Genomic DNA, 22,179 nt, shown 5'->3' with positions numbered 1-22,179 from the left:
AGCCTGTAGATAAAAACGTTGCGGCTCGAGGGCGCCCAGCATAGCAAAAAAAAGGCGCCCCGCGGGGCGCCTTGATGATGAACCAGCTGTTTCGGTTAGGGGCCGGCCGGGCCGCCCAGCGGGTCGGACGGGCGACGGCGCGGCTCGTCGTCGTCTTCTTCGCTGTCGTCGCTTGATTCGTGGGCGTCCGACTCATCGGCTTTGGGCTGCGCCTTGTCGCCACCCACCGGGGTGCCGCCACCAGAGGAGTCGCCGTCATCCCAGCCTTCCGGCGGGCGCGGGTCCTTACCTTCCATGATGTCCTTGAGCTGAGCGGCATCGATGGTTTCATACTTCATCAGCGCTTCGGTCATGGCGTCGAGCTTGTCGCGGTTGTCGTGCAGGATCTGGCGCGCCTGCTCGTAGCAGTCGTCGATGATCTTGCGCACTTCCTTGTCCAAGCGCGTGGTGGTCTCGCCGGACTTCAGCTTACCGCCGCCCTGACCCGGGCCGCCGAGGAACTGGTGGGACTCGTCCTCGTCGTACATGATCGGCCCCATCTCGTCAGAGAGACCCCACTTGGCGACCATATTGTGAGCCAGCTCGGTGGCTCGCTTGATGTCGTTCGAGGCGCCGGTGGTGACGCCGTTGGCGCCGAGCGTCATCTCCTCGGCGATACGGCCGCCGAACAACGAGCAGATCTGGCTTAGAATCTGCTGGCGCGAGAGGCTGTAGCGATCCTCTTCCGGCAGGAACATGGTCACACCGAGAGCGCGGCCGCGAGGAATGATCGTCACCTTGTACACCGGGTCGTGCTCCGGCATCACCAAGCCAATGATTGCGTGGCCGGATTCATGATAGGCGGTGTTGAGCTTCTCCTTGTCGGTCATGACCATGGATTTGCGCTCGGCGCCCATCATGATCTTGTCCTTGGCAAGCTCCAGCTCGTCCATGCCAACCAGGCGCTTGTTGCGCCGCGCGGCAAAGAGCGCCGCTTCGTTGACCAGGTTGGCCAGATCCGCACCGGAAAAACCGGGGGTACCGCGGGCAATGATCACCGGCTTGACGTCGTCGGCCAGCGGCACCTTACGCAGGTGAACGCCGAGAATGTGCTCGCGGCCCCGAATATCCGGAAGGCCGACGGTCACTTGGCGGTCGAAACGGCCCGGACGCAGCAGCGCCGGGTCGAGAACGTCTGGACGGTTGGTTGCGGCGATCACGATGATGCCTTCGTTGGCCTCGAAGCCGTCCATTTCGACCAGCAGTTGGTTGAGCGTCTGCTCGCGCTCGTCGTTACCGCCGCCCATACCGGCGCCGCGCGAACGACCTACGGCGTCGATCTCGTCGATGAAGATGATGCAGGGCGCCTGCTTTTTGGCCTGCTCGAACATGTCGCGCACACGCGAGGCGCCCACGCCGACGAACATTTCGACGAAGTCGGAGCCGGAAATCGAGAAGAATGGCACCTTCGCTTCACCGGCGATAGATTTGGCCAGCAGCGTCTTACCGGTACCCGGCGGGCCCACCATCAGTACGCCGCGCGGAATGGTGCCGCCCAGACGCTGGAACTTGGTCGGGTCGCGCAGGAAGTCGACGAGCTCTTCGACCTCTTCCTTGGCTTCGTCGCAGCCAGCGACGTCGGCAAAGGTGGTCTTGATCTGATCCTGGGAGAGAAGCTTGGCCTTGGATTTGCCAAAACTCATCGGCCCGCCTTTACCGCCGCCGGCACCGCCCTGCATCTGACGCATGAAGAACATGAAGATGGCGAGGATCAAAAGGATCGGGAAACTGGCGATCAGCAAGCGCATCCAGATGCTCTGCTGCTCCGGCTCCTTGCCCACCACGGTGACGTTGTTGCTCAACAGGTCATCCATCAGCTTCGGGTCTTCCGCCGCCGGCCGGATGGTCTGGAACTGCGAGCCATCAGTACGCTCACCCTGAATGGTGTAGCCGTCGATGGTCACGCTGCGGACCTGTTGATTTTGCACCTGCTGCACGAACTGGGAGTAGTTGGTGGATTGAGGTGCGCTTTCCGTACTGAAATTGTTGAACACTGTCAGCAGCACGGCCGCAATGACCAACCACAGAATCAGGTTCTTCGCCATATCGTTCAAGGGGCTACCCTCATTACAAGAATCCGTCAGTTAACCGTCGATACTCAGACCTTACACTAGAGTACTACGTTCAACCATTGCCAAAGCACGTTCCGACTTTGGGACATCCGTGCCATCCCGCTTTTGAGCAGTGTGACACGCTTTGCGCCTGCCGGCTCGGCAATCGCCTCGATAAGTTTTTCGTATTACGAGCGTTAGCCGCGAAAGCCCTGGGCCAGGAAGTAGACTTCCCGTGAGCGGGCGCGCGACGCGCCGGGCTTGCGCGTCACCACGCGGTCGAATGACCCCTTGAGCTCCTTGAGGTAGGCATCGAAGCCCTCGCCCTGGAACACCTTGGCCAAAAACGTGCCGCCTTTTGGCAGGGTTTCTCGCGCAAGCTCCAGGGCGAGCTCGACCAGGTACATCGCCTGGGGCTGATCGATGGCAGCCATACCGCTCATATTGGGGGCCATGTCCGACATCACAAGGTCGACGGGGCGATCACCGAGCTTTTTAAGAATCGCGTTCAGTACGCTCTGTTCGGTGAAATCGCCCTGAACGAAGTCCACGCCGGCCAACGCGTCCATCTCGAGAATGTCGGAGGCGATCACTACGCCCTCAATGCCGACCTTCTCGGCAGCGACCTGGCTCCAGCCCCCGGGGGCGGCGCCCAGGTCGATCACCGTCATGTTGGGGCGAAAGAGCTTGTCTTTCTCGTCGAGCTCCAAAAGCTTGTAGCTTGCCCGGGAGCGGTAGCCGTCCTGCCAGCTCTGCTTGACGTACTGGTCGTCGAAGTGCTCCTTCATCCAGCTGGCGCTGGTCTTGCTGGCGGCGCGTTTTTGACCTGGGGGCTTTTGCTGCATGGGGCGTCTATATCTGGGCGTGAGGAGTGAATGTGCGAAAGTGCCGGGTGGGGCGCTTTCACTCGACGGCGTTTCACCGTAAGATGGAGCGTTAAGCGCAAACCGGGATACCGCAAGATACCATGAGCTTGTCACAGGCACAAAAGAAAGCATTTCGCAGCATTGGCCATCACCTGAACCCTGTCGTGACGGTCTCTGAAAACGGCATCTCCGAGACGCTGCTCGCTGAATTCGACCGCGCGCTCAGAGACCACGAGCTGATCAAGGTTAAGCTGGCCCTGCCCGAGCGGGACGACCGCGCCGCGATGATTCAGGAGCTCGCCAACGAAGGCGGCGCCGAACTCATTCAAACCATCGGCAAAATGGCGCTTTTCTATCGCCGCAACCCGAAGGCTAACCCGAAGCTCTCCAACGTAAGCCGCTTCGAAAACCACCACGGCCGCCACTAACGCCTGTCTGGCGCCACGCCGTAAAGCGTCGCCCCGACAAACCGGGCGGCATCAAAAAAGCCCGAAGAGTCACGCTCTTCGGGCTTTTTCGTGGGCCGGCGCCGCGGGCGCCGACCCAAAGGCGAGCTAAATGTGCTCGACGCTTTCGATTTCGTACTCGACGTCGCCGCCCGGCGTCTTCACCACCACCACGTCGCCCTCTTCCTTGCCGATCAGCGCGCGGGCGATCGGTGAGGTGACCGAGATGCGTCCGGATTTGATGTCGGCTTCGTCCTCGCCGACGATCCGGTAGGTCACCTCGGCGTCGCTATCGAGATTCAAAAGCGACACGGTCACCCCGAAGATCACCTTGCCGGTTTTGGGCAGTTTGGTCACGTCGATCACCTGGGCGCCGGAGAGCTTGCTTTCGATCTCCTGAATGCGCCCTTCGATGAAGCCCTGTTGCTCGCGGGCGGCGTGATACTCGGCGTTCTCCTTGAGATCGCCGTGCTCACGCGCCTCGGCGATGGCCGCAATCACCGTGGGGCGCGCCTCGCCCTTCAGGTGATTGAGCTCTTCGCGAAGGCTTTTCTCGCCCGCGACGGTCATCGGGACCTTGTTCATTGACTTGCTCCTGCATGCAGATCCTGAAGGCGCCGCACCGTAATCTCCCGGCCATACTCCAGCGCCATGCAAACGGCATTGGCGCCCGCCAAAGTGGTCGCATAGGGCACCTTGCGCGCGAGAGCAGTACGGCGAATGATCGAAGAGTCGTTAATCGCTTGACGACCTTCGGTGGTATTCACGATATAGGCGATCTCGTCGTTCTTGAGCGAATCGACGATATGGGGGCGGCCTTCATATACCTTGTTGACGTGCTCCACCTCGAGGCCGGCAGCTTCCAAAGCCGCTGCCGTACCGCGGGTGGCACATAGCGTGAAGCCCAATGTTAGCAGAGAACGACCGACTTCGATAATCCCCGCCTTGTCCGGCTCGCGCACCGACAAGAACGCCTTGCGCGGGCCGTCGAGGGCCGGAATGGCCTCGCCGGCGCCGAGCTGCGCCTTGAAGAACGCCTCGGCGAAGGTATCACCGGAGCCCATCACCTCGCCGGTGGATTTCATCTCCGGCGAGAGGATCGGGTCGACCCCCTGGAACTTGTTGAACGGGAACACCGCCTCTTTCACGCTATAAAAATGCGGCACGATCTCGCGCTCGAAGCCCTGCTCGGCGAGCGTGGTGCCCGCCATGCAGCGCGCCGCCACCTGGGCGAGCGAGGTGCCGATGCACTTGGAGACGAACGGCACGGTGCGCGAGGCGCGCGGGTTGACCTCGATGACGTAGATCTCGCCGTCCTGCCAGGCGAGCTGGACGTTCATCAGCCCCTTCACGCCGAGCTCGACCGCCATGCGCTTGACCTGATCGCGCATCTCGTCCTGCACATCCGCCGGCAGCGAGTACGGCGGCAGCGCGCAGGCGGAGTCGCCGGAGTGAACGCCGGCCTGCTCGACGTGCTGCATGATGCCGCCGATCACCACCACTTGGCCGTCGGAGACCGCGTCGATATCGACCTCGACCGCCGCGCTCAAAAAGTGATCCAGCAGCACCGGCGAGTCGTTGGAGACCTTCACCGCATTGGTCATGTAGTTTTCGAGCTCGGAGGCGTCGTAGACGATCTCCATGGCGCGGCCGCCGAGCACGTAGCTCGGGCGCACGACCAGCGGGTAGCCGATGGTTTCGGCCTTGGCGAAGGCATCGTCGAAGCTTCTGGCGGTGGCGTTGGGCGGCTGCTTCAGGCCGAGCTTGTCGATCATCTGCTGGAAGCGCTCGCGGTCCTCGGCGCGGTCGATGGCGTCCGGCGTGGTGCCGATGATCGGCACGCCGGCGGCTTCGAGCTCGCGGGCGAGCTTCAGCGGCGTCTGGCCGCCGAACTGGACGATCACGCCGACCGGCTTCTCCTTGTCCGCGATCTCGAGCACGTCCTCGAGGGTCACCGGCTCGAAATAGAGGCGATCCGAGGTGTCGTAGTCGGTGGAGACGGTTTCCGGGTTGCAGTTGACCATGATGGTTTCATAGCCATCATCGCGCATGGCAAAGGCGGCATGGACGCAGCAGTAGTCGAACTCGATGCCCTGGCCGATGCGGTTCGGCCCGCCACCGAGCACCATGATCTTCTGGCGATCGGAAACGTCCGCCTCGCACTCCTCCTCGTAGGTGGAGTACATGTAGGCGGTGCTGGAGGCAAATTCGGCGGCGCAGGTGTCGACCCGCTTGTAGACCGGGCGAATGCCGGCGCTCTGGCGGGTCTGGCGGAACGCTTTCTCGCTGACGCCGAGCAGTTTGGCCAACCGCGCATCGCCGAAGCCCTTGCGCTTGAGGCGGTAGAGCTCTTGAGCGGTGAAATCAGTCAGGGAGCGCTTGGCGACCGCCTGCTCGGTCAGGATCAGATCCTCGAGCTGGACGAGGAACCAGCGGTCGATATTGGTTAGCGCGAAGACCTCTTCCACGCTCATGCCGGCGCGCATGGCATCTGCCACGAAGAAGATGCGCTCGGCGCCGGCGGCCTGCAGCTCGCCCTTGATCTGCGCCATCGCCTCATCGGAAAACTGCTCGAAAATCGGGTCGAGACCGTCGTTACCGGTCTCCATACCGCGCAGCGCCTTCTGCAGCGATTCCTGGAAGGTGCGGCCGATCGCCATCACCTCGCCCACCGACTTCATCTGGGTGGTCAGGCGGTCGTTGGCCTGGGGGAATTTCTCGAAGGTGAAGCGCGGAATCTTGGTGACGACGTAGTCGATGGACGGCTCGAAGGAGGCCGGGGTCGCGCCGCCGGTGATGTCGTTTTGCAGCTCGTCCAGGGTGTAGCCGACGGCAAGCTTGGCAGCAATTTTGGCGATCGGAAAGCCCGTGGCCTTGGAGGCCAAGGCAGACGAGCGCGACACCCGCGGGTTCATCTCGATGACCACCAGGCGCCCGGTTTGCGGGTCCATGCCGAACTGGACGTTGGAGCCGCCGGTTTCGACGCCGATCTCGCGCAGCACCGCGAGGCTCGCGTCGCGCATGATCTGGTACTCTTTATCCGTCAGCGTCTGGGCCGGGGCCACGGTGATCGAGTCGCCAGTGTGCACGCCCATGGGGTCGAAGTTTTCGATCGCGCAGACGATGATGCAGTTGTCGTTCTTGTCCCGAACGACCTCCATCTCGTACTCCTTCCAACCCAAAAGCGACTCATCGATCAAGAGCTCGTGATTGTTGGAGAGCTCGAAGCCACGAGTACAGATCTCCTCGAACTCTTCCTTGTTGTAAGCCACGCCGCCGCCGGAGCCGCCCATGGTGTAGGAAGGCCGGATGATGGTCGGAAAGCCGAGCTCCGCCTGAATCTCCCAGGCTTCATCCATGGTGTGGGCGACTTTTGCCTTCGGACACTCGAGGCCGATGCGCTTCATCGCCTGGTCGAACAGGTCGCGGTCTTCGGCCATGTTGATGGCGTCGGCGTTGGCGCCGATCATCTCGACACCGTGCTTTTCGAGCACGCCGTGCTTCTCAAGATCCAAAGCGCAGTTGAGCGCGGTCTGACCGCCCATGGTGGGCAGGATGGCGTCGGGCTTCTCCGCCTCGATGATCTTCTCCACCGCCTGCCAGGTGATCGGCTCGATATAGGTGGCGTCCGCCATGGCCGGGTCGGTCATGATGGTGGCCGGGTTGGAGTTCACCAGCACGACCCGGAAGCCTTCCTCACGCAGCGCCTTGCACGCCTGGGCGCCGGAGTAGTCAAATTCGCAGGCCTGGCCGATGACGATCGGGCCGGCGCCAATGATGAGAATGGTGTTGATATCGGTACGCTTGGGCATAACGGTTCCCGCAAAAAAGTGGCGATGAGCAGCGAAATAAACGGTTAAAGCGCCGGACGGATCAGCGGCGCGCCTGCATCAGGTCGATGAAGCGATCGAACAGCGGCGAGACGTCCTTCGGGCCGGGGCTCGCTTCCGGGTGACCCTGGAAGCTGAACGCCGGGCGGTCGGTGCGCTCGATGCCCTGCAGCGTGCCGTCAAACAGCGAGCGGTGCGTGGCGCGCAGGTTCGCAGGCAGCGTCGCCTCGTCCGCGGCGAAGCCGTGGTTTTGGCTGGTAATCATGACCGTGCCGGTGTCCAGATCCTGTACCGGGTGGTTGGCGCCGTGGTGGCCGTGGCTCATCTTCACCGTTTTTGCACCGCTTGCCAGCGCCAGCAGCTGATGGCCCAGGCAGATGCCGAACACCGGGGTGTCGGTCTCGAGCACGTCCTGAATCGCCTTGATGGCGTAGTCGCAGGGCTCCGGGTCGCCGGGGCCGTTGGCCAGGAACACGCCGTCCGGGTTCATCGCCAGCACCTCGCTGGCCGGCGTTTGCGCCGGTACCACCGTCAGGCGGCAGCCGCGGGCGGCCAGCATGCGCAGGATGTTGAACTTCACTCCGTAATCAAACGCCACCACGTGATAGGGGCGCTCACCGGTCGTGGTATCGGCGTAGCCCGCGCCCAGGGTCCACTCGCCTTCGCTCCACTCATAGGCCTCCTTGCAGGAGACTTCCTTTGCCAAGTCCATGCCCTTGAGCCCCGGAAACGCCTTCGCGGCCGCCAGCGCTCGCTCGACGGCGTCATCGCCTTCGGCATCAACCCCCGCTAGAATCGCACCGTTCTGCGCGCCCTTGTCGCGCAGAATGCGTGTAAGCCTTCGTGTGTCGATATCGGCGATTCCCAGCACGTTCTGGCTTTCAAGGTAATCGGACAGACTCTGCTGGCTGCGGAAGCTGCTCGCCATCAGGGGCAGATCGCGAATCACCAGCCCCGCCGCGGCGATGGAGGCGGACTCCACGTCTTCCGCGTTGATACCGGTGTTGCCGATATGCGGGTAGGTGAGCGTGACGATCTGGCGGGTGTAGGAGGGGTCGGTGAGAATTTCCTGGTAGCCGGTCATGGCCGTATTGAACACCACCTCCCCGCTCGTGACGCCGTCAGCGCCGATGGCAATGCCGTGGAACACGCTGCCATCTTCCAGGGCCAATATCGCGGGTTTGCTCAATGCGGGGTTATTCAAGGCTCGTTCTCCCATGCTGGTGGGAGCCTGTGGGCGCAGGCTCGGCGATCCGGTGTCGGCGTTTGCGGGCAAACGTCGGGTCGTAAAAAAGCGGGACGAAGCCGACAAATTAAAAATCGGTTTCATCCCGCTTGTTGTTCTTGCGTGGCAGGGCCATGTGATACGAACGGCTTTCGAGTGAGGCCAGTGCAACAAGCGCAGCGCTTCGCCGTTTAGTTCCTACTCACATGTCTATCGCCCGGCCAAAATTTTTGGAATGTTACAGCATTTTCGCCGTTCGGGCTAGCCCCTTTGGCCGCCGCGTTGGCTTAAACGTCAGCCAGCCCCAGCACGTCCTGCATATCGAAGCGCCCGGCCTGTTGGCCCGCCACCCAGCGCGCGGCGCGTACCGCGCCCTTTGCGAAGGTCATGCGGCTCGAGGCCTTGTGCGTGATCTCGATGCGCTCGCCTTCGGTGGCGAACATCACCGTGTGCTCACCAACGATGTCGCCGGCGCGCACGGTGGCAAAGCCGATCTCGGTGTCGGTGCGCGGCCCGCACTGGCCGACGCGCTCGAACACGCCGTGTTCCTTGAGCGTGCGGTCGAGGCTTTTCGCGATTACCTCGCCCATCCTGATGGCAGTGCCGGAAGGCGCATCGACCTTGTGGCGGTGGTGCGCCTCGATCACCTCGATGTCGTAGCCCTCGTCACCCAGCGCCCGGGCGGCGGTTTCCAAAAGCTTCAGCGTCAGGTTCACGCCCACGCTCATGTTGGGAGCGAAGACCATCGCCACGCGGTCGCGATAGCCATCGAGTGCTTCGAGCTCGTCATCGTTCATGCCTGTGGTGCCGATCACGATCGCCTTGCCGTGCTCGGCGCAGAACGCAAGATTCGAAAGCGTCACCTGCGGGGCGGTGAAGTCGATCAGCACGTCGAAATCGTCCTTGATCGCATCGAGCGAGTCGACGGCGGCCACGCCGCACTTGCCGGTACCGGCCAGCTCGCCGATATCGGCGCCGACCAGCGAGCTTCCCGGCTCGAGGATACCGCCGGCAAGCGTTGCGCCCGCATCTTCATTTACGGCGCTGACCAGCGTGCGGCCCATGCGCCCGGCCACGCCTACGATGGCGACTCGCGTCATGTGATCTCCTTGAGGGCGCGCGTGCGGCCCGGGGTTGAGTGAAATGGCGGGAGTATATCAAAAACGCTCGGCGCCGGGCTCAGTTCTCCCAGACGACTTCCAGCGTCTCGTCTTTCGCCATGCGCACGAGGTGGTTCTCGACCACGCCTTCGAGCTGGTCGAGCGAGGCCTCGTCGAGGGTCTCGATGGACACCGAGAGCTTGTCGGCGTCGGCGTGCATCAGGCAGGTGCCCTTCTCCGGAAAAACGATTTTGGCATCGCTTTCGGTGTATTCGACCTCGAGCTTGTGCGACCAGTGTTTGCAGAGGCGGTTGATCAGGCGTCCACCGGACTCGGTGGCAATTTCGGCGCGGGAAATCGGCATGTAGCTCTCCTTGAACAAGAAACATTCACATTATCTTACTTTCACCGCCGTCGATACACGCGGGGCCGGCCGACGGCCGTGCAACGAATCGTTGCGCCATTTAGAACAGTTTAGCGCCAGACTCTGTACAGCCTCGGCGGATTTCTCGATAATGCCGTCATGTAAATGCGAATCATACCCAGTTTACCGGGTCATTCGGAACGTCGAACGACTGTTTGGGTCACTCTTTCATCCTTACTCTGTCTGCGGAAACCGTCCATGAACGTCACTTTTTCAAAGCCCACGGTTTTAAAGCCCGGCCTATTAACGTCGCTGACGCTAGCCACAGCGCTTGGGGCAATGCCGGCGCTGGCCGACCCCATCGACGTCGTGGACATCGCCGGGCGCAACGTGACCCTGGATGGCCCCGCCGAGCGCGTCATTCTGGGCGAAGGGCGTCAAATCTACCTCCTTGGCCTGCTCGAGCCCGAGGCGCCGTTCACCCACGTAGTGGGCTGGCGAGAGGACTTCTCCCAAGCGGATCCGGACAACTACGCCCGCTACGCCGAGCGCTTTCCCGAGATGGCCGACATCCCCACCTTCGGCGGCTTCAAGGACGGCACCTTTGACGTCGAGCAGGCCGCCTCACTCTCGCCGGACGTGATCTTCATGAATCTCGAGGCGAAGGCCGCCACCGAAGACGCCGGCTACGACGACAAGCTCGCCGAGCTCGACATCCCGATCGTCTACGTCGACTTTCGCGAAGATCCGGTGGCCCACACCATCCCCTCGATGCGCCTGATCGGTCAGATCATGGGTGACGACGCCGCCGCCGAGGCGTTCATCGACTTCGCCGAGGAGCAGCTCGCCCGGGTGACGGACGTCATCGATGAGGCCACCCCGGCGCGGCCGAGCGTGTTCATCGACCGCGCCGGCGGCTACTCCGACGAGTGCTGCATGAGCTTCGGCCCCGGTAACTTCGGCGAGTACGTCGAACTCGCCGGCGGCAGCAACATCGCCGACGGCATCATCCCTGGCAGCTTCGGCACGCTCAACCCGGAGCAGATCATCGCCGCAAGCCCGGAACACGTCGTGGTGACCGGCGGTAACTGGGACGCCTACGTGCCCGGCGGCGCCTGGGTCGGCATGGGCCCTGGCGCTGACATGGACGCGGCGCGCGACAAGCTCGAAGCGCTGACCGAGCGCACCGCGATGACCGGCGTGCAGGCAGTAGCCGATGGCAACGTGCACGCCATCTGGCACCAGTTCTACAACAGCCCCTACTACTTCGTCGCGATCCAGCAGCTGGCCAAGTGGCTGCATCCGGCGCTGTTCGAGGATCTTGACCCGGAAGCAACCATGGAAGAGCTCCACGAGCGCTTTCTGCCGATCGACTATGAACCCGGCTACTGGATTTCCCTGAATGATGAGTGACAGCGCCGTGGCCACGCCGACGACTCAGGGGCGCAGCCACTATAAAAGCCAGGTCGTGCGCCGCCAGCTGATTCTCGCAGCGCTGGTGGTCGCGCTGTTTTTCAGCCTGTGCGTCGATCTAGCGCTCGGGCCGGCGCGCTACAGCCTCACGGAGGTCATCGCCGCGCTGCTGACACCATCAAACGTCAGCGATCAGGCGCGGGTGATTCTCTGGGAGATTCGCATGCCGGTAGCGCTGATGGCGCTGGTGGTGGGCGCGAGCCTGTCAGTGGCCGGTGCGCAGATGCAGACCATTCTGAGCAACCCGTTGGCAAGCCCCTTTACCCTGGGCATTTCCGCCGGCGCGAGCTTCGGCGCCGCACTAGGTCTGGCCTTTGGCGTGGCCATCGTGCCCGCCGCCATCGAGTTCGTGGTGCCGATCAATGCCTTCGTCATGGCGATGTTCACGGCGTTTTTAATCCACGCGCTGAGCCTCAAGCGCGGCGTCACCGTGGAAACCATCGTGCTGCTGGGCATCGCCATGGTATTCATCTTCAACTCACTCATGGCGCTGATTCAGTTCTTTGCAAGCCAGGAAGCCGTGGCCGCGGTGGTGTTCTGGACCATGGGCAGCCTGACCAAGGCGACCTGGCCCAAGTTCTGGATCGCGCTTGGCATACTGGCCGCCATTCTGCCGCTTCTGGCGCGCCACGGCTGGGCGCTGACGGCCATGCGCCTGGGCGACGCCAAGGCCGAAAGCATGGGCGTCAAGCCGCGCTCGCTGCGTTTGGAAGTGCTGGTGCTGGTGTCACTGCTTTCTGCGGTGGCGGTGGCGTTCGTCGGCACCATCGGCTTCATCGGGCTGGTCGGGCCGCACATCGCGCGCATGTTGGTGGGCGAGGATCAGCGCTTTTTCCTGCCAGGCTCGGCGCTGTGCGGCGCGCTGATCCTCTCGGTGGGCTCGGTGATCTCGAAGCTGGTGATTCCCGGCACGATCATACCGATCGGCATCATCACATCCCTGGTCGGCATCCCGTTTTTCCTGTTTCTGGTGCTCAACCACAAGAAGGCGTCATGGTGATTCGCTCATGGTAACTCTCAAGCTTGACGGCGTATCCGCCCGCTACGGGCGGCGCACCATCGTCGAAGACATCACCACACCCCGCTTTCAGGGCGGCCAGGTCGTCGCACTGCTAGGCCCCAACGCGGCGGGCAAATCGACGCTTTTTCGCCGCATTCTGGGGCTGGTGGACGGCAACGGCACGGTCAGCATCGACGAGACAACCGCCGAGCGCCCGGTGGCCTACATGCCCCAGGACACCGGCGCGAAGGCAGTGTTGAGCGTGTATGAATCGGTATTGCTGGCGCGCATGCAGGGGCGAAGCCTGAAGGTACAGCCAGAAGATCTCGAGCAGGTGGACCGGGCGCTTGCGGAGCTTGGCATCGCCTCGCTCGGCGAGCGCGATATTGGGGATTTGAGCGGCGGCCAGCGCCAACTGGTGAGTGCCGCCCAGGCACTGGTGCAGGAGCCGGAAATTTTGATGCTCGACGAGCCCACCTCGGCGCTGGACTTGAACCGCCAGATCAACCTGCTCACCGTGCTGCGACGGCTGGCCGACGAGCGCGGCATGCTGATTCTGGTCGCGCTTCACGACCTGGGCCACGCGCTGCGCTTCACCGACGCCGCCATGGTGCTGGACTATGGGCGCCTGATCGCCTGCGGTCCCACCGAGGAAGTGATTACCCCCGCGCTTCTGCGCCAGGTCTACCGGGTGGCGGCGCGCATCGAGCCCTGCTCGAAGGGCCGCCCCCAGCTCATCGTCGAAGAGGCCGTTTGAAGCGCCGGCCTTCGAGCGAGGCCAGCGCTACACCGGCTAGCATCAGCGGCAGCGCCAGGAGGAAGCCGCCGGAGATGGGAATGCCGAACAGCACCCAGTCCGCGGCGATCGGCCAGACCAGCGCCACGTACTCGAAGGGGGCGAGCTTCGACACCTCGGCATAGCGAAACGCCAGCGTCATGGCGATATGCCCCACCCCGCCGAATAGCCCCGAGAGCACCAGCAAAGCGAACTCGGTATCGGTCAGCTCGGCCCACCCCAACGGCCACGTGGCAAGCCCAGCAAGCGACGACACCACGATGAAGTAAAACGCGATGGCGCCGGCGGTTTCGGTGCGCGAGATATGGCGAATGGTGAGCAAGGCGCCTGCCGTCAAAAGCGCCCCGGCGGTGCCGAGTGCGTAGCCCAAAAGCCGCCCGTCGCCGCTACCCGCGCTTAGCTCCGGCACGACCAGCACCGCCATTCCCGCCAGCGCCAGCGCGATCGCCCCCATGCGGTAGAGCGAAAACTTCTCGCCCAGCAGCAGCACGCCCCCCACCGCCATGAAAATCGGCGATAGCTGAACCAACAGCGTGGCCTCCGCCACCGGCAAAAACGCCACCGCCGAGAACGAAAAGAACATCGCCGCCGCCCCGAGCCCCGAGCGCAGCAGATGCCCGAGCGGCCGCCGAGTCGCAAGCCCTTGAGGAAACTCCCGGCGAATCGCCAAAAAGATCACGATCGGGATCAGGGCGAACAGCGAGCGAAAGAAGATGGATTGACCCACCGGCACCGTGTCGCTCACCGCCTTGATACACACGAACATGCCGGTGAACATCACCCCGGAAAGCACGCGCAAGAAAATGCCCAGGGAGGGACGGTCCTGTAATCCGGTCATGGCTAAAATTCTCTAAACAAAAGATAAATACTAATAAAGGGGAGGAATTATCGATGAACGGGGCTTCAAAAACCAGACAAGAGTCTTCTCCCGAAAAACGTACATCTTTACAATCAAAAGCTTAAATTTCCGTGGCACGAACTTTTGATGTTTAACAAGTTGCTTGGGGGCCTAAGCATGAATGAGCTATTGGGTAGCCTGGAAAAGCTGAACGTTGGAAAAAGCAAAGGCAAACCTGCGCCCAATAAACCATGTCTTTTAATGGCCGTTATATGTGAGATACAAAGTGGCTACGTTGATTCGCCCCGGATCGATATCAATGAACGCTTGATCGCTCGCTACTTTGATATTTACGAAGCAGCTACCAATGATCGAGCGGCGGCAAACCCTCACCTGCCGCTATGGCACCTGCGATCCGACAAGGGCCCTTCAGGCAGCCTGTGGGTACCTATTTTCAAGAGTGGCCTGGAACAGCATGTCGGCCAGCTTGGGCAACCAAAGTCGCTTAAAAGCTTAAAAGAGCGGTTCGTCGCAGTTTATCTCGACAGCGCGCTTTATAACGCCTTCAAGAGTCAGGAGTATGCTTGGAAAGCCGGCGATATTCTTATTGCTCGTTACTTTCACCAGGACTTGGAAGCTCAGAAGCGGTTACGCACGTATACCCGTCTCGCCTTGGACAGTGGTGAATATGTAAGAAACCCCCAGAAGCTCAAGGGTACTGTACGAGAAAGCTTTCAACGATACGCTCGCTCAGCTGCCTTTCGCACTCTCGTGCTGGAGGCCTACGATTACCGGTGTGCCGCCAGCAGACTTCGCTATATAACCCCCGACTACCGGTATCTAACCGAAGCCGCCCACCTCATTCCTTTTGCAGTGAGCCAGGATGATCGTCCGGTAAACGGTCTGGCCCTGACTCGCGACCTACACTGGGCAATGGATCATCATTTGATCGCTCCGGGTCCCGATTTGAAATGGCATGTCAGCAAGCGGATCGATCGCCTGGTCGATGATAATCGCTGGCTATACTGCCTCGATGGACAGCCGTTAGTCGTCCCGCGCGAACCGGTCTTTCGGCCGGACGAGAAGGCCTTGGCTTGGAGATTTGAGCGACTACAGCGATAATTTTACAAACAATAAAAAAGCCCCGACATTCGCAATGGCGGGGCTTTTTCTTTCAAGACGCTAGCCTTACGGCTTCATCTCTTCAAAGAACTTCTTCACGCTGTCGAAGAAACCGGTTTTCTTCGGCGAGTGGCTGTGACTGTTGCTGTCGTCGAAGCTCTTTTGGAGCTGGCGCAGCAGGTCCTTTTGCTCTTCGTTCAAATTCACCGGGGTCTCGATCACCACCTTGCAGAGCAGATCGCCCGGGGCGCCGCCGCGAACCGGCTTCACGCCCTTGCCGCGCAGGCGGAACAGCCGGCCGGTTTGGGTTTCCGGCGGAATCTTGAGCTTCACGCGGCCGTCGAGCGTCGGTACTTCCAGCTCGCCGCCGAGCGAGGCGTCGACGAAGTTGATCGGCACGTCGCACTGCAGGTGCTTGCCGTCGCGCTGGAAGATCGGGTGCGACTTGATCGCCACCTGCACGTAAAGATCGCCGGCCGGGCCGCCGTTCACACCAGACTCGCCTTCACCGTTCAGGCGAATGCGGTCGCCGGTATCCACGCCGGGCGGAATCTTGACCGAGAGCGTGCGGGTTTCGCGCACGCGGCCTTCCGCGTTGCACTTGTGGCACGGCACCTTGATCTGCATGCCGGTCCCGTGACAGGTCGGGCAGGTCTGCTGCACGGCGAAAAAGCCCTGCTGCATGCGTACCTGACCCATGCCCTGACAGGTCGGGCAGGTGTCCTTGCTGGTGCCCGGCTCGGCGCCATCGCCATCGCAGCGATCACAAGTGACATGGCGCGGCACGCGAATGTCGACGGTGGTGCCGGCGACCGCGTTTTCCAGATCGAGCTCCAGATTGTAGCGTAGATCCGAGCCGCGCGCCGGCGCATTGGGCCCGCGACGACGCCCGCCGCCACCGCCGAAGATGTCGCCAAACACGTCGCCGAAGATATCGCTGAAATCCCCCGCGCCGGCACCGCCGCCGCCAAAGCCGCCTCCGCCCTGACCGTCGACGCCGGCATGGCCGAACTGGTCATAAGCGGCGCGCTTTTGCTCGTCGCTGAGTACTTCGTAGGCATCGGATACGTCGCGGAATTTCTCGGCGGCGGTTTCGTCATCCGGGTTACGGTCAGGGTGGAATTTTTGCGCCAGGCGGCGGTAGGCCTTTTTGATCTCTTTCTGATCGGCCCCTTTTTCGACACCCAGGACTTCGTAGTAATCGCGCTTGGACATGGGTCCTACGCCTCCTGGTTAGGGTATGCTCTTGACGGTACGAACCGTGATCATCGTTTTGGTCCTGGAAACAGCAACGCGGGAGCTGGCTCCCGCGTTGCTGCGATCCTTACAGAAAGAGCGTTTACTGCTTCTTCTGCTCGTCGTTGACTTCTTCGTACTCGGCGTCGACGACGTCGTCTTCCGGCTTGGATTGGGCCTGTTCGCCGTCCTGACCTTCCGCGGCCTGAGACGCATCCGCCTGCTCGGCATACATCTTCTGGGCGAGCTGGCCAGAGGCTTCGGTCAGCGCATCCAGTTTCTTCTGAATGTCGTCCTGGTCGTCGGTCTTGACCGCCGCTTCCAGGTCGCTGATGGCGGTTTCGATGTTTTGCTTCTCTTCATCGGTCGCCTTGTCGCCGGCTTCTTCCAGCGTCTTGCGCGTGGCGTGGATCATGCCGTCGGCCTGATTACGCAGTTGCACGAGTGCTTCGAACTTCTTGTCTTCGTCGGCGTGAGCCTCGGCGTCGCGCACCATTTGCTCGACTTCTTCGTCCGACAGGCCGCTGGAAGCCTTGATGACGATGGACTGCTCTTTACCCGTCGCCTTGTCTTTCGCAGAGACGTTCAGGATGCCGTTGGCGTCCAGATCAAAGGCCACTTCGATCTGCGGTACACCGCGCGGTGCCGGCGGAATGTCGGCAAGGTCGAAACGACCCAGCGACTTGTTCTGCGAGACCTGCTTACGCTCACCCTGCACGGCGTGGATGGTCACGGCCGTCTGGTTGTCATCCGCGGTGGAGAAGGTTTGGGTCTTCTTCGTCGGGATGGTGGTGTTCTTCTCGATCAGCGGGGTCATGACGCCGCCGAGGGTTTCGATACCCAGCGTCAGCGGGGTTACGTCGAGCAGCAGCACGTCTTTCACGTCGCCACCCAGTACGCCACCCTGAATCGCAGCACCCACGGCCACGGCTTCGTCCGGGTTGACGTCCTTGCGCGCTTCCTTACCGAAGAAGTCAGCGGCTTTCTGCTGAACCAGCGGCATACGGGTCTGACCGCCGACGAGGATGACGTCGTCGATTTCAGATGCGGAGAGACCGGCGTCTTTCAGCGCCATTTTGCACGGCTCGAGCGAGCGCTGAACCAGCTCTTCGACCAGCGATTCGAGCTTGGCGCGCGTCACTTTCACGTTCAAGTGCTTCGGACCGGTGTTGTCTGCAGTGATGTACGGCAGGTTCACATCGGTTTGCTGGGCGCTGGAGAGCTCGATCTTGGCCTTCTCGGCAGCTTCTTTCAGGCGCTGCATGGCCAGGTTGTCGCCGGAGAGGTCGATGCCGCTGTCGGACTTGAACTGCGAGACCAGGTAGTTGATCAGCGACAGGTCAAAGTCTTCGCCGCCCAAGAAGGTGTCGCCGTTAGTGGCGAGTACTTCAAACTGGGTTTCGCCGTCGACGTCGGCCACTTCGATGATGGAGATATCGAAGGTACCGCCACCCAAGTCATACACTGCGATGGTCTTGTCGCCGCGCGACTTGTCCATGCCGTAAGCGAGTGCGGCAGCGGTCGGCTCGTTGATGATGCGCTTGACGTCGAGACCGGCGATGCGGCCAGCATCCTTGGTTGCCTGGCGCTGGCTGTCGTTGAAGTAGGCCGGTACGGTAATAACCGCTTCGGTGACAGTTTCGCCAAGGTAGTCTTCGGCGGTCTTCTTCATCTTCTTGAGCACTTCCGCGCTGACCTGCGGCGGTGCCATTTTCTTGCCTTTGACTTCGACCCACGCGTCGCCGTTATCGGCTTCGGCGATCTTGTACGGCACCATCTTGATGTCTTTTTGAACGACGTCGTCCTTGAAACGACGGCCGATCAGACGCTTGATGGCGTACAGGGTGTTTTCCGGGTTAGTGACCGCCTGGCGCTTGGCGGACTGGCCGACCAGCGTTTCACCGTCATCGGTGTAGGCGATGATGGAGGGTGTCGTGCGGCCACCCTCAGCGTTTTCGATAACCTTGGCGCTGTCGCCGTCGAGAACCGCCACGCAAGAGTTGGTGGTGCCCAGGTCAATACCAATAATACGTCCCATAGCAAAAACCTCGAATTCGGTGGTGACAAAAACTGTTGCAATCGGTCTGCGGTGATTACCGCGGGTTGGCCTTTATCTGGGGGCCGCCATGAACTTTTCAAGGGGGGAATTTGCATTATCCCCCAACTCGACTAGCCCGCTTTCTGGCTGACCACGACCATCGCCGGGCGCACCAGGCGGCCGTTGAGCAGATACCCCTTCTGCACGACTTCCATTACCGTGTTGGGCTCGAGTTCCGGGTTGGGCACCATGGTCAGGGCCTCATGAACCTGCGGGTCGAAAGGCTCGCCGTTGGGCTCGACGCTCTCGACGCCGAACTTGTTGAGCACGTCGAGCTGCATTTTGAGCGTCATGGACACGCCTTCACGGTGCGCATCAGAGGCATCCTCTTGCATGCTTTCGAGCGCTTTTTCCAGGCTATCTACCACCGGCAGCAGCTCCTTGACGAACTTCTCGAGGGCGAACTTGCGCGCCTTCTCCGCCTCCGCTTCGGCGCGGCGGCGCACGTTCTGAGCCTCGGCAGACGCTCTGAGCGACTGATCCTTCGCCTCGGAAAGACTCTGTTCGAGCTCTTCGACGCGGGCCGCCAGCACTTCGGCTTCCGGGTTGCTCACGCCTTCGTCGAACGCCTCGGTACCCAGCGGCGACTCGTCGTCCAGCACGCCTTCGAGATCGCCCTCGACCAGGCGCTCTTCATCCGCCTGCTCGGTTACCTCGGCTTCCTGCTCCTGGCGGGCCAGCTCGTCATCGATCGGGGTTTGCGGTTCTTTCGCCATGCCGTACTCCTGAATGCGGTCGCGGCGCTTGAGCGCCCGCTGGTTGAGATGAACGGTTTGAGATAAACGGGTTCATTAATGCGTATGCACGCTATATGGGGGCCTTGTTTGGCATCTCAAGGGGCATTGAAGTGAGTTATCGACTACTGTATAAAACATCAATCATTGTATAAGCATCCAGTTTCTATAGAGCCCTGCCTGGGAGGCCCTATGCTGACGCAGCTCGTCATTCAGGATTACGCCATCGTTGACCGTCTGGAACTCGATTTGACCGACGGCATGACCGCCATCACCGGGGAGACCGGGGCGGGTAAATCCATCCTGCTCGGCGCCCTGGGGCTTTGCCTGGGCGAGCGCGCCGAGGCGGGAAGCGTTCGCCACGGCCGTGAACGCACCGATCTTTCGGCCAGCTTCGACATCGCCCGCCTGCCCGCCGCGGCTGAATGGCTCGAGGCGCGTGAGCTCTCCTCCCAGGAGTGCCTGCTTCGCCGTGTAGTGACCGCCAGCGGCCGCTCGAAGGCGTGGATCAACGGCCAGCCGGCGACCATCGCCGATCTCAAGGCGCTCGGCGAGCTTCTGATTCAGGTTCACGGCCAGCACGCCCACCAGGCGCTGATGCGCGAAGAGACCCACCTGGCGCTTCTGGACGACTACGCCGGGCTCAAGGGCAAGCGTCAGGCGCTGGCCGAAACCTTCAAGGAGTGGCGCGCTGCCCGCGCACGGCTAAAAAAGCGCAGCGAAGCAGGTAGCGAAGTCGAGGCGCGGCGCCAGCTCTTGCGCTATCAGGTCGAGGAACTCGACCAGCTGGCGCTTGGCGAAGGTGAACTCGAGGTGCTCGAAGAGGAGCAGTCCACGCTTGCCCACGCCGAGGAGACCCTGCGTGAAACCCAGTTCGCCGTGGAGTGCTGCGAAAGCGACGACGGCGGCGCGCTTTCGCTGCTCAACCAGGCGCACGCCCGGCTCAGCGCCCTGCCCGGTAGCGACAAGGGCGTGCTGGCCAACACGCTGGCCATGCTCTCGGATGCGCGTATTCAGGTCGAAGAGGCCACCGGCGAGCTGGCACGCTTCGCCAGCGCCACGGAGCTCGACCCGGAGCGCCTGACGTGGGTCGACGAGCGCCTTGCGGATGTGCACCGCATCGCGCGCAAGCATCACGTCGCCCCGGAAGAGCTTTTCGCGCTACACCAGTCGCTGGCCCGTGAGGTGGCCCAGTTGGAAGCGAGTGATGAAGATATCGAGGCGCTGAGCAGCCAGGTCGCCGAGTACCGCGAGCGCTACCGTCAAAACGCCCGGACGCTTTCCGAGGCGCGCCAAAAAGCCGCCGGTAAGCTGGGCAAGGAAGTGCAGCAGCAGCTCGCGTTTCTGGCCATGGGCAAGGCGCGCTTCGAAGTGGCCGTATCGAGCCGAGAAACGCCCGCTCAGGACGGGCTGGACCAGGTACAATTTTTGATCAGCGCCAACCCGGGCCAGCCGGCCCGCCCGCTGACGAAAGTCGCCTCCGGCGGCGAGCTTTCGCGCATCAGCCTGGCGATCCAGGTGGTCGCGGCCAGCCACTCCACCATTCCGAGCCTGGTGTTCGACGAAGTGGATGTGGGTATCTCCGGCGCTACGGCGGAGATCGTCGGCCAGCTACTGCGCCGGCTGGGGGAAAAAGGCCAGGTGATGACCGTCACTCACCTGCCCCAGGTAGCCGCTCAGGCGCACCAACATCTGCATATCGAAAAGCAGGCCAAGCGCGACAGCACCCTGACGCACATGGCGCTGCTCGACGAAAAAGGCCGGGTGAGCGAGCTGGCGCGCATGCTGGGCGGAGTCAAACTCTCGGAGCAGACGCTGGCCCACGCCCGCGAAATGCTCAATGCCAGCCAGCGCCCGCCACACTGAAAAAGCGGCCTTTTATAAACCAAAACGCCCCTGCCGCGATCGCGGCAGGGGCGTTTTTTTGGCGTGCACCGTTTTTATTGTATATCCGGTGCCGGTGGCGCTGTGCGTATCAGGACTTGGGACGCACGTAGAGCACCAGCGCGTGGTCGATCAGCTCGAAGCCGTGCTCTTCGGCGATCTCCTGCTGACGGCGCTCGATGACCTCATCGACGAACTCGATGATCTCACCGCTTTCCAGGCACACCATGTGGTCGTGGTGGTCTTCCTGGGTCATCTCGAATACCGCATGGCCACCGTCGAAATTGTGACGAATCACAAGGCCTGCCGACTCGAACTGAGTCAGTACACGGTAGACAGTCGCAAGCCCCACATCCTCGCCCGCATCGATCAGTGTTTTATACACTTCTTCTGCGCTAAGGTGGTGTTGGCCCGAAGCATTTTCGAGAATCTGCAGGATCTTGACACGCGGCAGGGTCACTTTTAGCCCGGCTTTGCGTAGTTCATGGTTCTGATCGGCCATGGTTGCTCTTCGCAGTAACAGGTTAGGTCGGGTATCATCGACCGAAACCACGATAGTGAAGAACAGGCCCAAATGCAAAAATTGACTCGTATCATCACGCTTTCCGTTGCCCTGACCGTCGTCAGCGGCTGCAGCTATGTCGGCGTTTACAAGCGCGACATCCCCCAAGGCAATCTGGTGACCCAGGAAATGGTCAGCCAGCTACAGCCGGGTATGACCCAGGAACAGGTCACCTACGTCATGGGGCGCCCGCTTTTGGAGGCCCCCTTCGACTCCCGCGAGTGGGACTACGTCTACCGGTTGGACAAGGCGTACGCCGGGGTCGAGCAGCGCCGCGTCACGCTGACCTTCGATGACTCTGGCCGGCTCGTGAACATCGAGCAGCAGGGCGATCTTTCCCGCTCACCGTCGGTCAGCGCCAATCACGGTGCCGGCCCGGCGCCTGAGGCCGAAAACCCGCTGATGCCGCTCTTGACGCCGAATCAGCAAACGCCGACGCCGACCCCGGAAAACGCGCCGGCGGCCACCCCTGCCGCCACGCCGGAACCAACCCCGGTCATCGTGACGGACTAAAA

20 protein-coding genes are annotated in these 22,179 nt (G+C 61.9%); 8 read left to right on the top strand and 12 right to left on the bottom strand.

The genetic code is table 11. The features are described from left to right. Window positions 1-95: 95 nt before the first annotated feature. Both ftsH and rlmE read right to left on the bottom strand, forming a co-directional pair. Window positions 96-2,093, bottom strand: coding sequence for an ATP-dependent zinc metalloprotease FtsH (gene ftsH / locus MQW23_RS12240; protein WP_252108383.1), 1,998 nt, complete (start codon window positions 2,091-2,093; stop codon window positions 96-98). Window positions 2,094-2,287: 194 nt separating this feature from the next. Next, on the bottom strand, window positions 2,288-2,935 hold the full coding sequence (rlmE, locus tag MQW23_RS12235) for a 23S rRNA (uridine(2552)-2'-O)-methyltransferase RlmE (protein WP_252108382.1): 648 nt from the start codon (window positions 2,933-2,935) through the stop codon (window positions 2,288-2,290). A 122-nt stretch (window positions 2,936-3,057) separates the two neighbouring features. On the opposite strand from rlmE, the gene MQW23_RS12230 reads away from it, so the two are divergent. After that, window positions 3,058-3,384, top strand: coding sequence for a YhbY family RNA-binding protein (locus MQW23_RS12230; RefSeq protein ID WP_252108380.1), 327 nt, complete (start codon window positions 3,058-3,060; stop codon window positions 3,382-3,384). Window positions 3,385-3,510: 126 nt separating this feature from the next. On the opposite strand, the gene greA is transcribed toward MQW23_RS12230, so the two are convergent. The 3 genes from greA to carA all read right to left on the bottom strand — a co-directional run bounded on the left by greA (window position 3,511) and on the right by carA (window position 8,421). Further along, window positions 3,511-3,987 carry a transcription elongation factor GreA gene (gene greA / locus MQW23_RS12225; protein ID WP_252108378.1) on the bottom strand — a complete coding sequence of 159 codons (477 nt, stop codon included), beginning with the start codon at window positions 3,985-3,987 and terminating at the stop codon, window positions 3,511-3,513. After that, window positions 3,984-7,214: a carbamoyl-phosphate synthase large subunit gene (gene carB / locus MQW23_RS12220; protein WP_252108376.1), complete on the bottom strand. Its 3,231-nt coding sequence runs from the start codon at window positions 7,212-7,214 to the stop codon at window positions 3,984-3,986. Before carB ends, greA begins: the two co-directional genes overlap by 4 nt. 61 nt (window positions 7,215-7,275) lie before the next feature. Next, complete coding sequence (carA, locus tag MQW23_RS12215) at window positions 7,276-8,421, bottom strand: glutamine-hydrolyzing carbamoyl-phosphate synthase small subunit (protein ID WP_252108509.1); 1,146 nt, start codon at window positions 8,419-8,421, stop codon at window positions 7,276-7,278. 28 nt (window positions 8,422-8,449) lie between these two features. On the opposite strand from carA, the gene MQW23_RS12210 reads away from it, so the two are divergent. Further along, window positions 8,450-8,617 (top strand): hypothetical protein, encoded by a 168-nt coding sequence (locus MQW23_RS12210; RefSeq protein WP_252108375.1) that lies wholly within the window; start codon window positions 8,450-8,452, stop codon window positions 8,615-8,617. A gap of 127 nt (window positions 8,618-8,744) precedes the next feature. Here the strand turns inward: MQW23_RS12210 and dapB are convergent, their stop codons facing one another. Continuing rightward, window positions 8,745-9,557, bottom strand: coding sequence for a 4-hydroxy-tetrahydrodipicolinate reductase (gene dapB / locus MQW23_RS12205; protein WP_252108374.1), 813 nt, complete (start codon window positions 9,555-9,557; stop codon window positions 8,745-8,747). Window positions 9,558-9,636: 79 nt separating this feature from the next. Next, entirely contained in the window at window positions 9,637-9,921 is a 285-nt protein-coding gene (locus MQW23_RS12200; RefSeq protein ID WP_252108373.1) for a DUF2218 domain-containing protein, read from the bottom strand. Window positions 9,922-10,260: 339 nt separating this feature from the next. On the opposite strand from MQW23_RS12200, the gene MQW23_RS12195 reads away from it, so the two are divergent. Genes MQW23_RS12195 through MQW23_RS12185 form a run of 3 tightly spaced genes read left to right on the top strand, consistent with a single transcriptional unit; the run spans window position 10,261 to window position 13,151 of the window. Beyond that, complete coding sequence (locus MQW23_RS12195) at window positions 10,261-11,334, top strand: ABC transporter substrate-binding protein (protein WP_442908599.1); 1,074 nt, start codon at window positions 10,261-10,263, stop codon at window positions 11,332-11,334. Further along, window positions 11,327-12,394: a FecCD family ABC transporter permease gene (locus tag MQW23_RS12190; RefSeq protein ID WP_442908600.1), complete on the top strand. Its 1,068-nt coding sequence runs from the start codon at window positions 11,327-11,329 to the stop codon at window positions 12,392-12,394. Before MQW23_RS12195 ends, MQW23_RS12190 begins: the two co-directional genes overlap by 8 nt. A 7-nt stretch (window positions 12,395-12,401) precedes the next feature. Next, a complete protein-coding gene (locus tag MQW23_RS12185) occupies window positions 12,402-13,151 on the top strand; it encodes an ABC transporter ATP-binding protein (RefSeq protein WP_252108370.1) in 750 nt (249 codons plus the stop codon). Here the strand turns inward: MQW23_RS12185 and MQW23_RS12180 are convergent. Continuing rightward, window positions 13,129-14,028 (bottom strand): DMT family transporter, encoded by a 900-nt coding sequence (locus tag MQW23_RS12180; protein ID WP_252108368.1) that lies wholly within the window; start codon window positions 14,026-14,028, stop codon window positions 13,129-13,131. The genes MQW23_RS12185 and MQW23_RS12180 overlap by 23 nt on opposite strands. Window positions 14,029-14,205: 177 nt before the next feature. Here MQW23_RS12180 and MQW23_RS12175 point away from each other — a divergent pair, with 177 nt between their 5' ends. Continuing rightward, window positions 14,206-15,150 (top strand): HNH endonuclease, encoded by a 945-nt coding sequence (locus MQW23_RS12175; RefSeq protein WP_252108367.1) that lies wholly within the window; start codon window positions 14,206-14,208, stop codon window positions 15,148-15,150. Window positions 15,151-15,216: 66 nt separating this feature from the next. Here MQW23_RS12175 and dnaJ read toward each other — a convergent pair whose 3' ends face one another. From dnaJ to grpE, 3 genes are all read right to left on the bottom strand, one after another. Next, a complete protein-coding gene (gene dnaJ / locus MQW23_RS12170; protein WP_252108365.1) occupies window positions 15,217-16,365 on the bottom strand; it encodes a molecular chaperone DnaJ in 1,149 nt (382 codons plus the stop codon). A gap of 124 nt (window positions 16,366-16,489) precedes the next feature. After that, window positions 16,490-18,424, bottom strand: coding sequence for a molecular chaperone DnaK (gene dnaK, locus MQW23_RS12165; RefSeq protein ID WP_252108363.1), 1,935 nt, complete (start codon window positions 18,422-18,424; stop codon window positions 16,490-16,492). A 131-nt stretch (window positions 18,425-18,555) separates the two neighbouring features. Then, window positions 18,556-19,200, bottom strand: coding sequence for a nucleotide exchange factor GrpE (grpE, locus tag MQW23_RS12160; RefSeq protein WP_252108361.1), 645 nt, complete (start codon window positions 19,198-19,200; stop codon window positions 18,556-18,558). Window positions 19,201-19,410: 210 nt separating this feature from the next. Here grpE and recN point away from each other — a divergent pair, with 210 nt between their 5' ends. Further along, entirely contained in the window at window positions 19,411-21,084 is a 1,674-nt protein-coding gene (gene recN / locus MQW23_RS12155; RefSeq protein ID WP_252108359.1) for a DNA repair protein RecN, read from the top strand. Between the two features lie 109 nt (window positions 21,085-21,193). Here recN and fur read toward each other — a convergent pair whose 3' ends face one another. After that, on the bottom strand, window positions 21,194-21,604 hold the full coding sequence (gene fur, locus MQW23_RS12150; RefSeq protein WP_252108357.1) for a ferric iron uptake transcriptional regulator: 411 nt from the start codon (window positions 21,602-21,604) through the stop codon (window positions 21,194-21,196). Window positions 21,605-21,676: 72 nt separating this feature from the next. Here fur and bamE point away from each other — a divergent pair, with 72 nt between their 5' ends. Next, on the top strand, window positions 21,677-22,177 hold the full coding sequence (bamE, locus tag MQW23_RS12145; RefSeq protein ID WP_252108356.1) for an outer membrane protein assembly factor BamE: 501 nt from the start codon (window positions 21,677-21,679) through the stop codon (window positions 22,175-22,177). The last annotated feature ends 2 nt before the right edge of the window (window positions 22,178-22,179 follow it).

The organism is Halomonas sp. S3-1-1 (assembly GCF_023757625.1).
Classification (GTDB): Bacteria; Pseudomonadota; Gammaproteobacteria; order Pseudomonadales; family Halomonadaceae; genus Vreelandella.
This window is presented reverse-complemented; position numbering and strand designations above follow the sequence as displayed.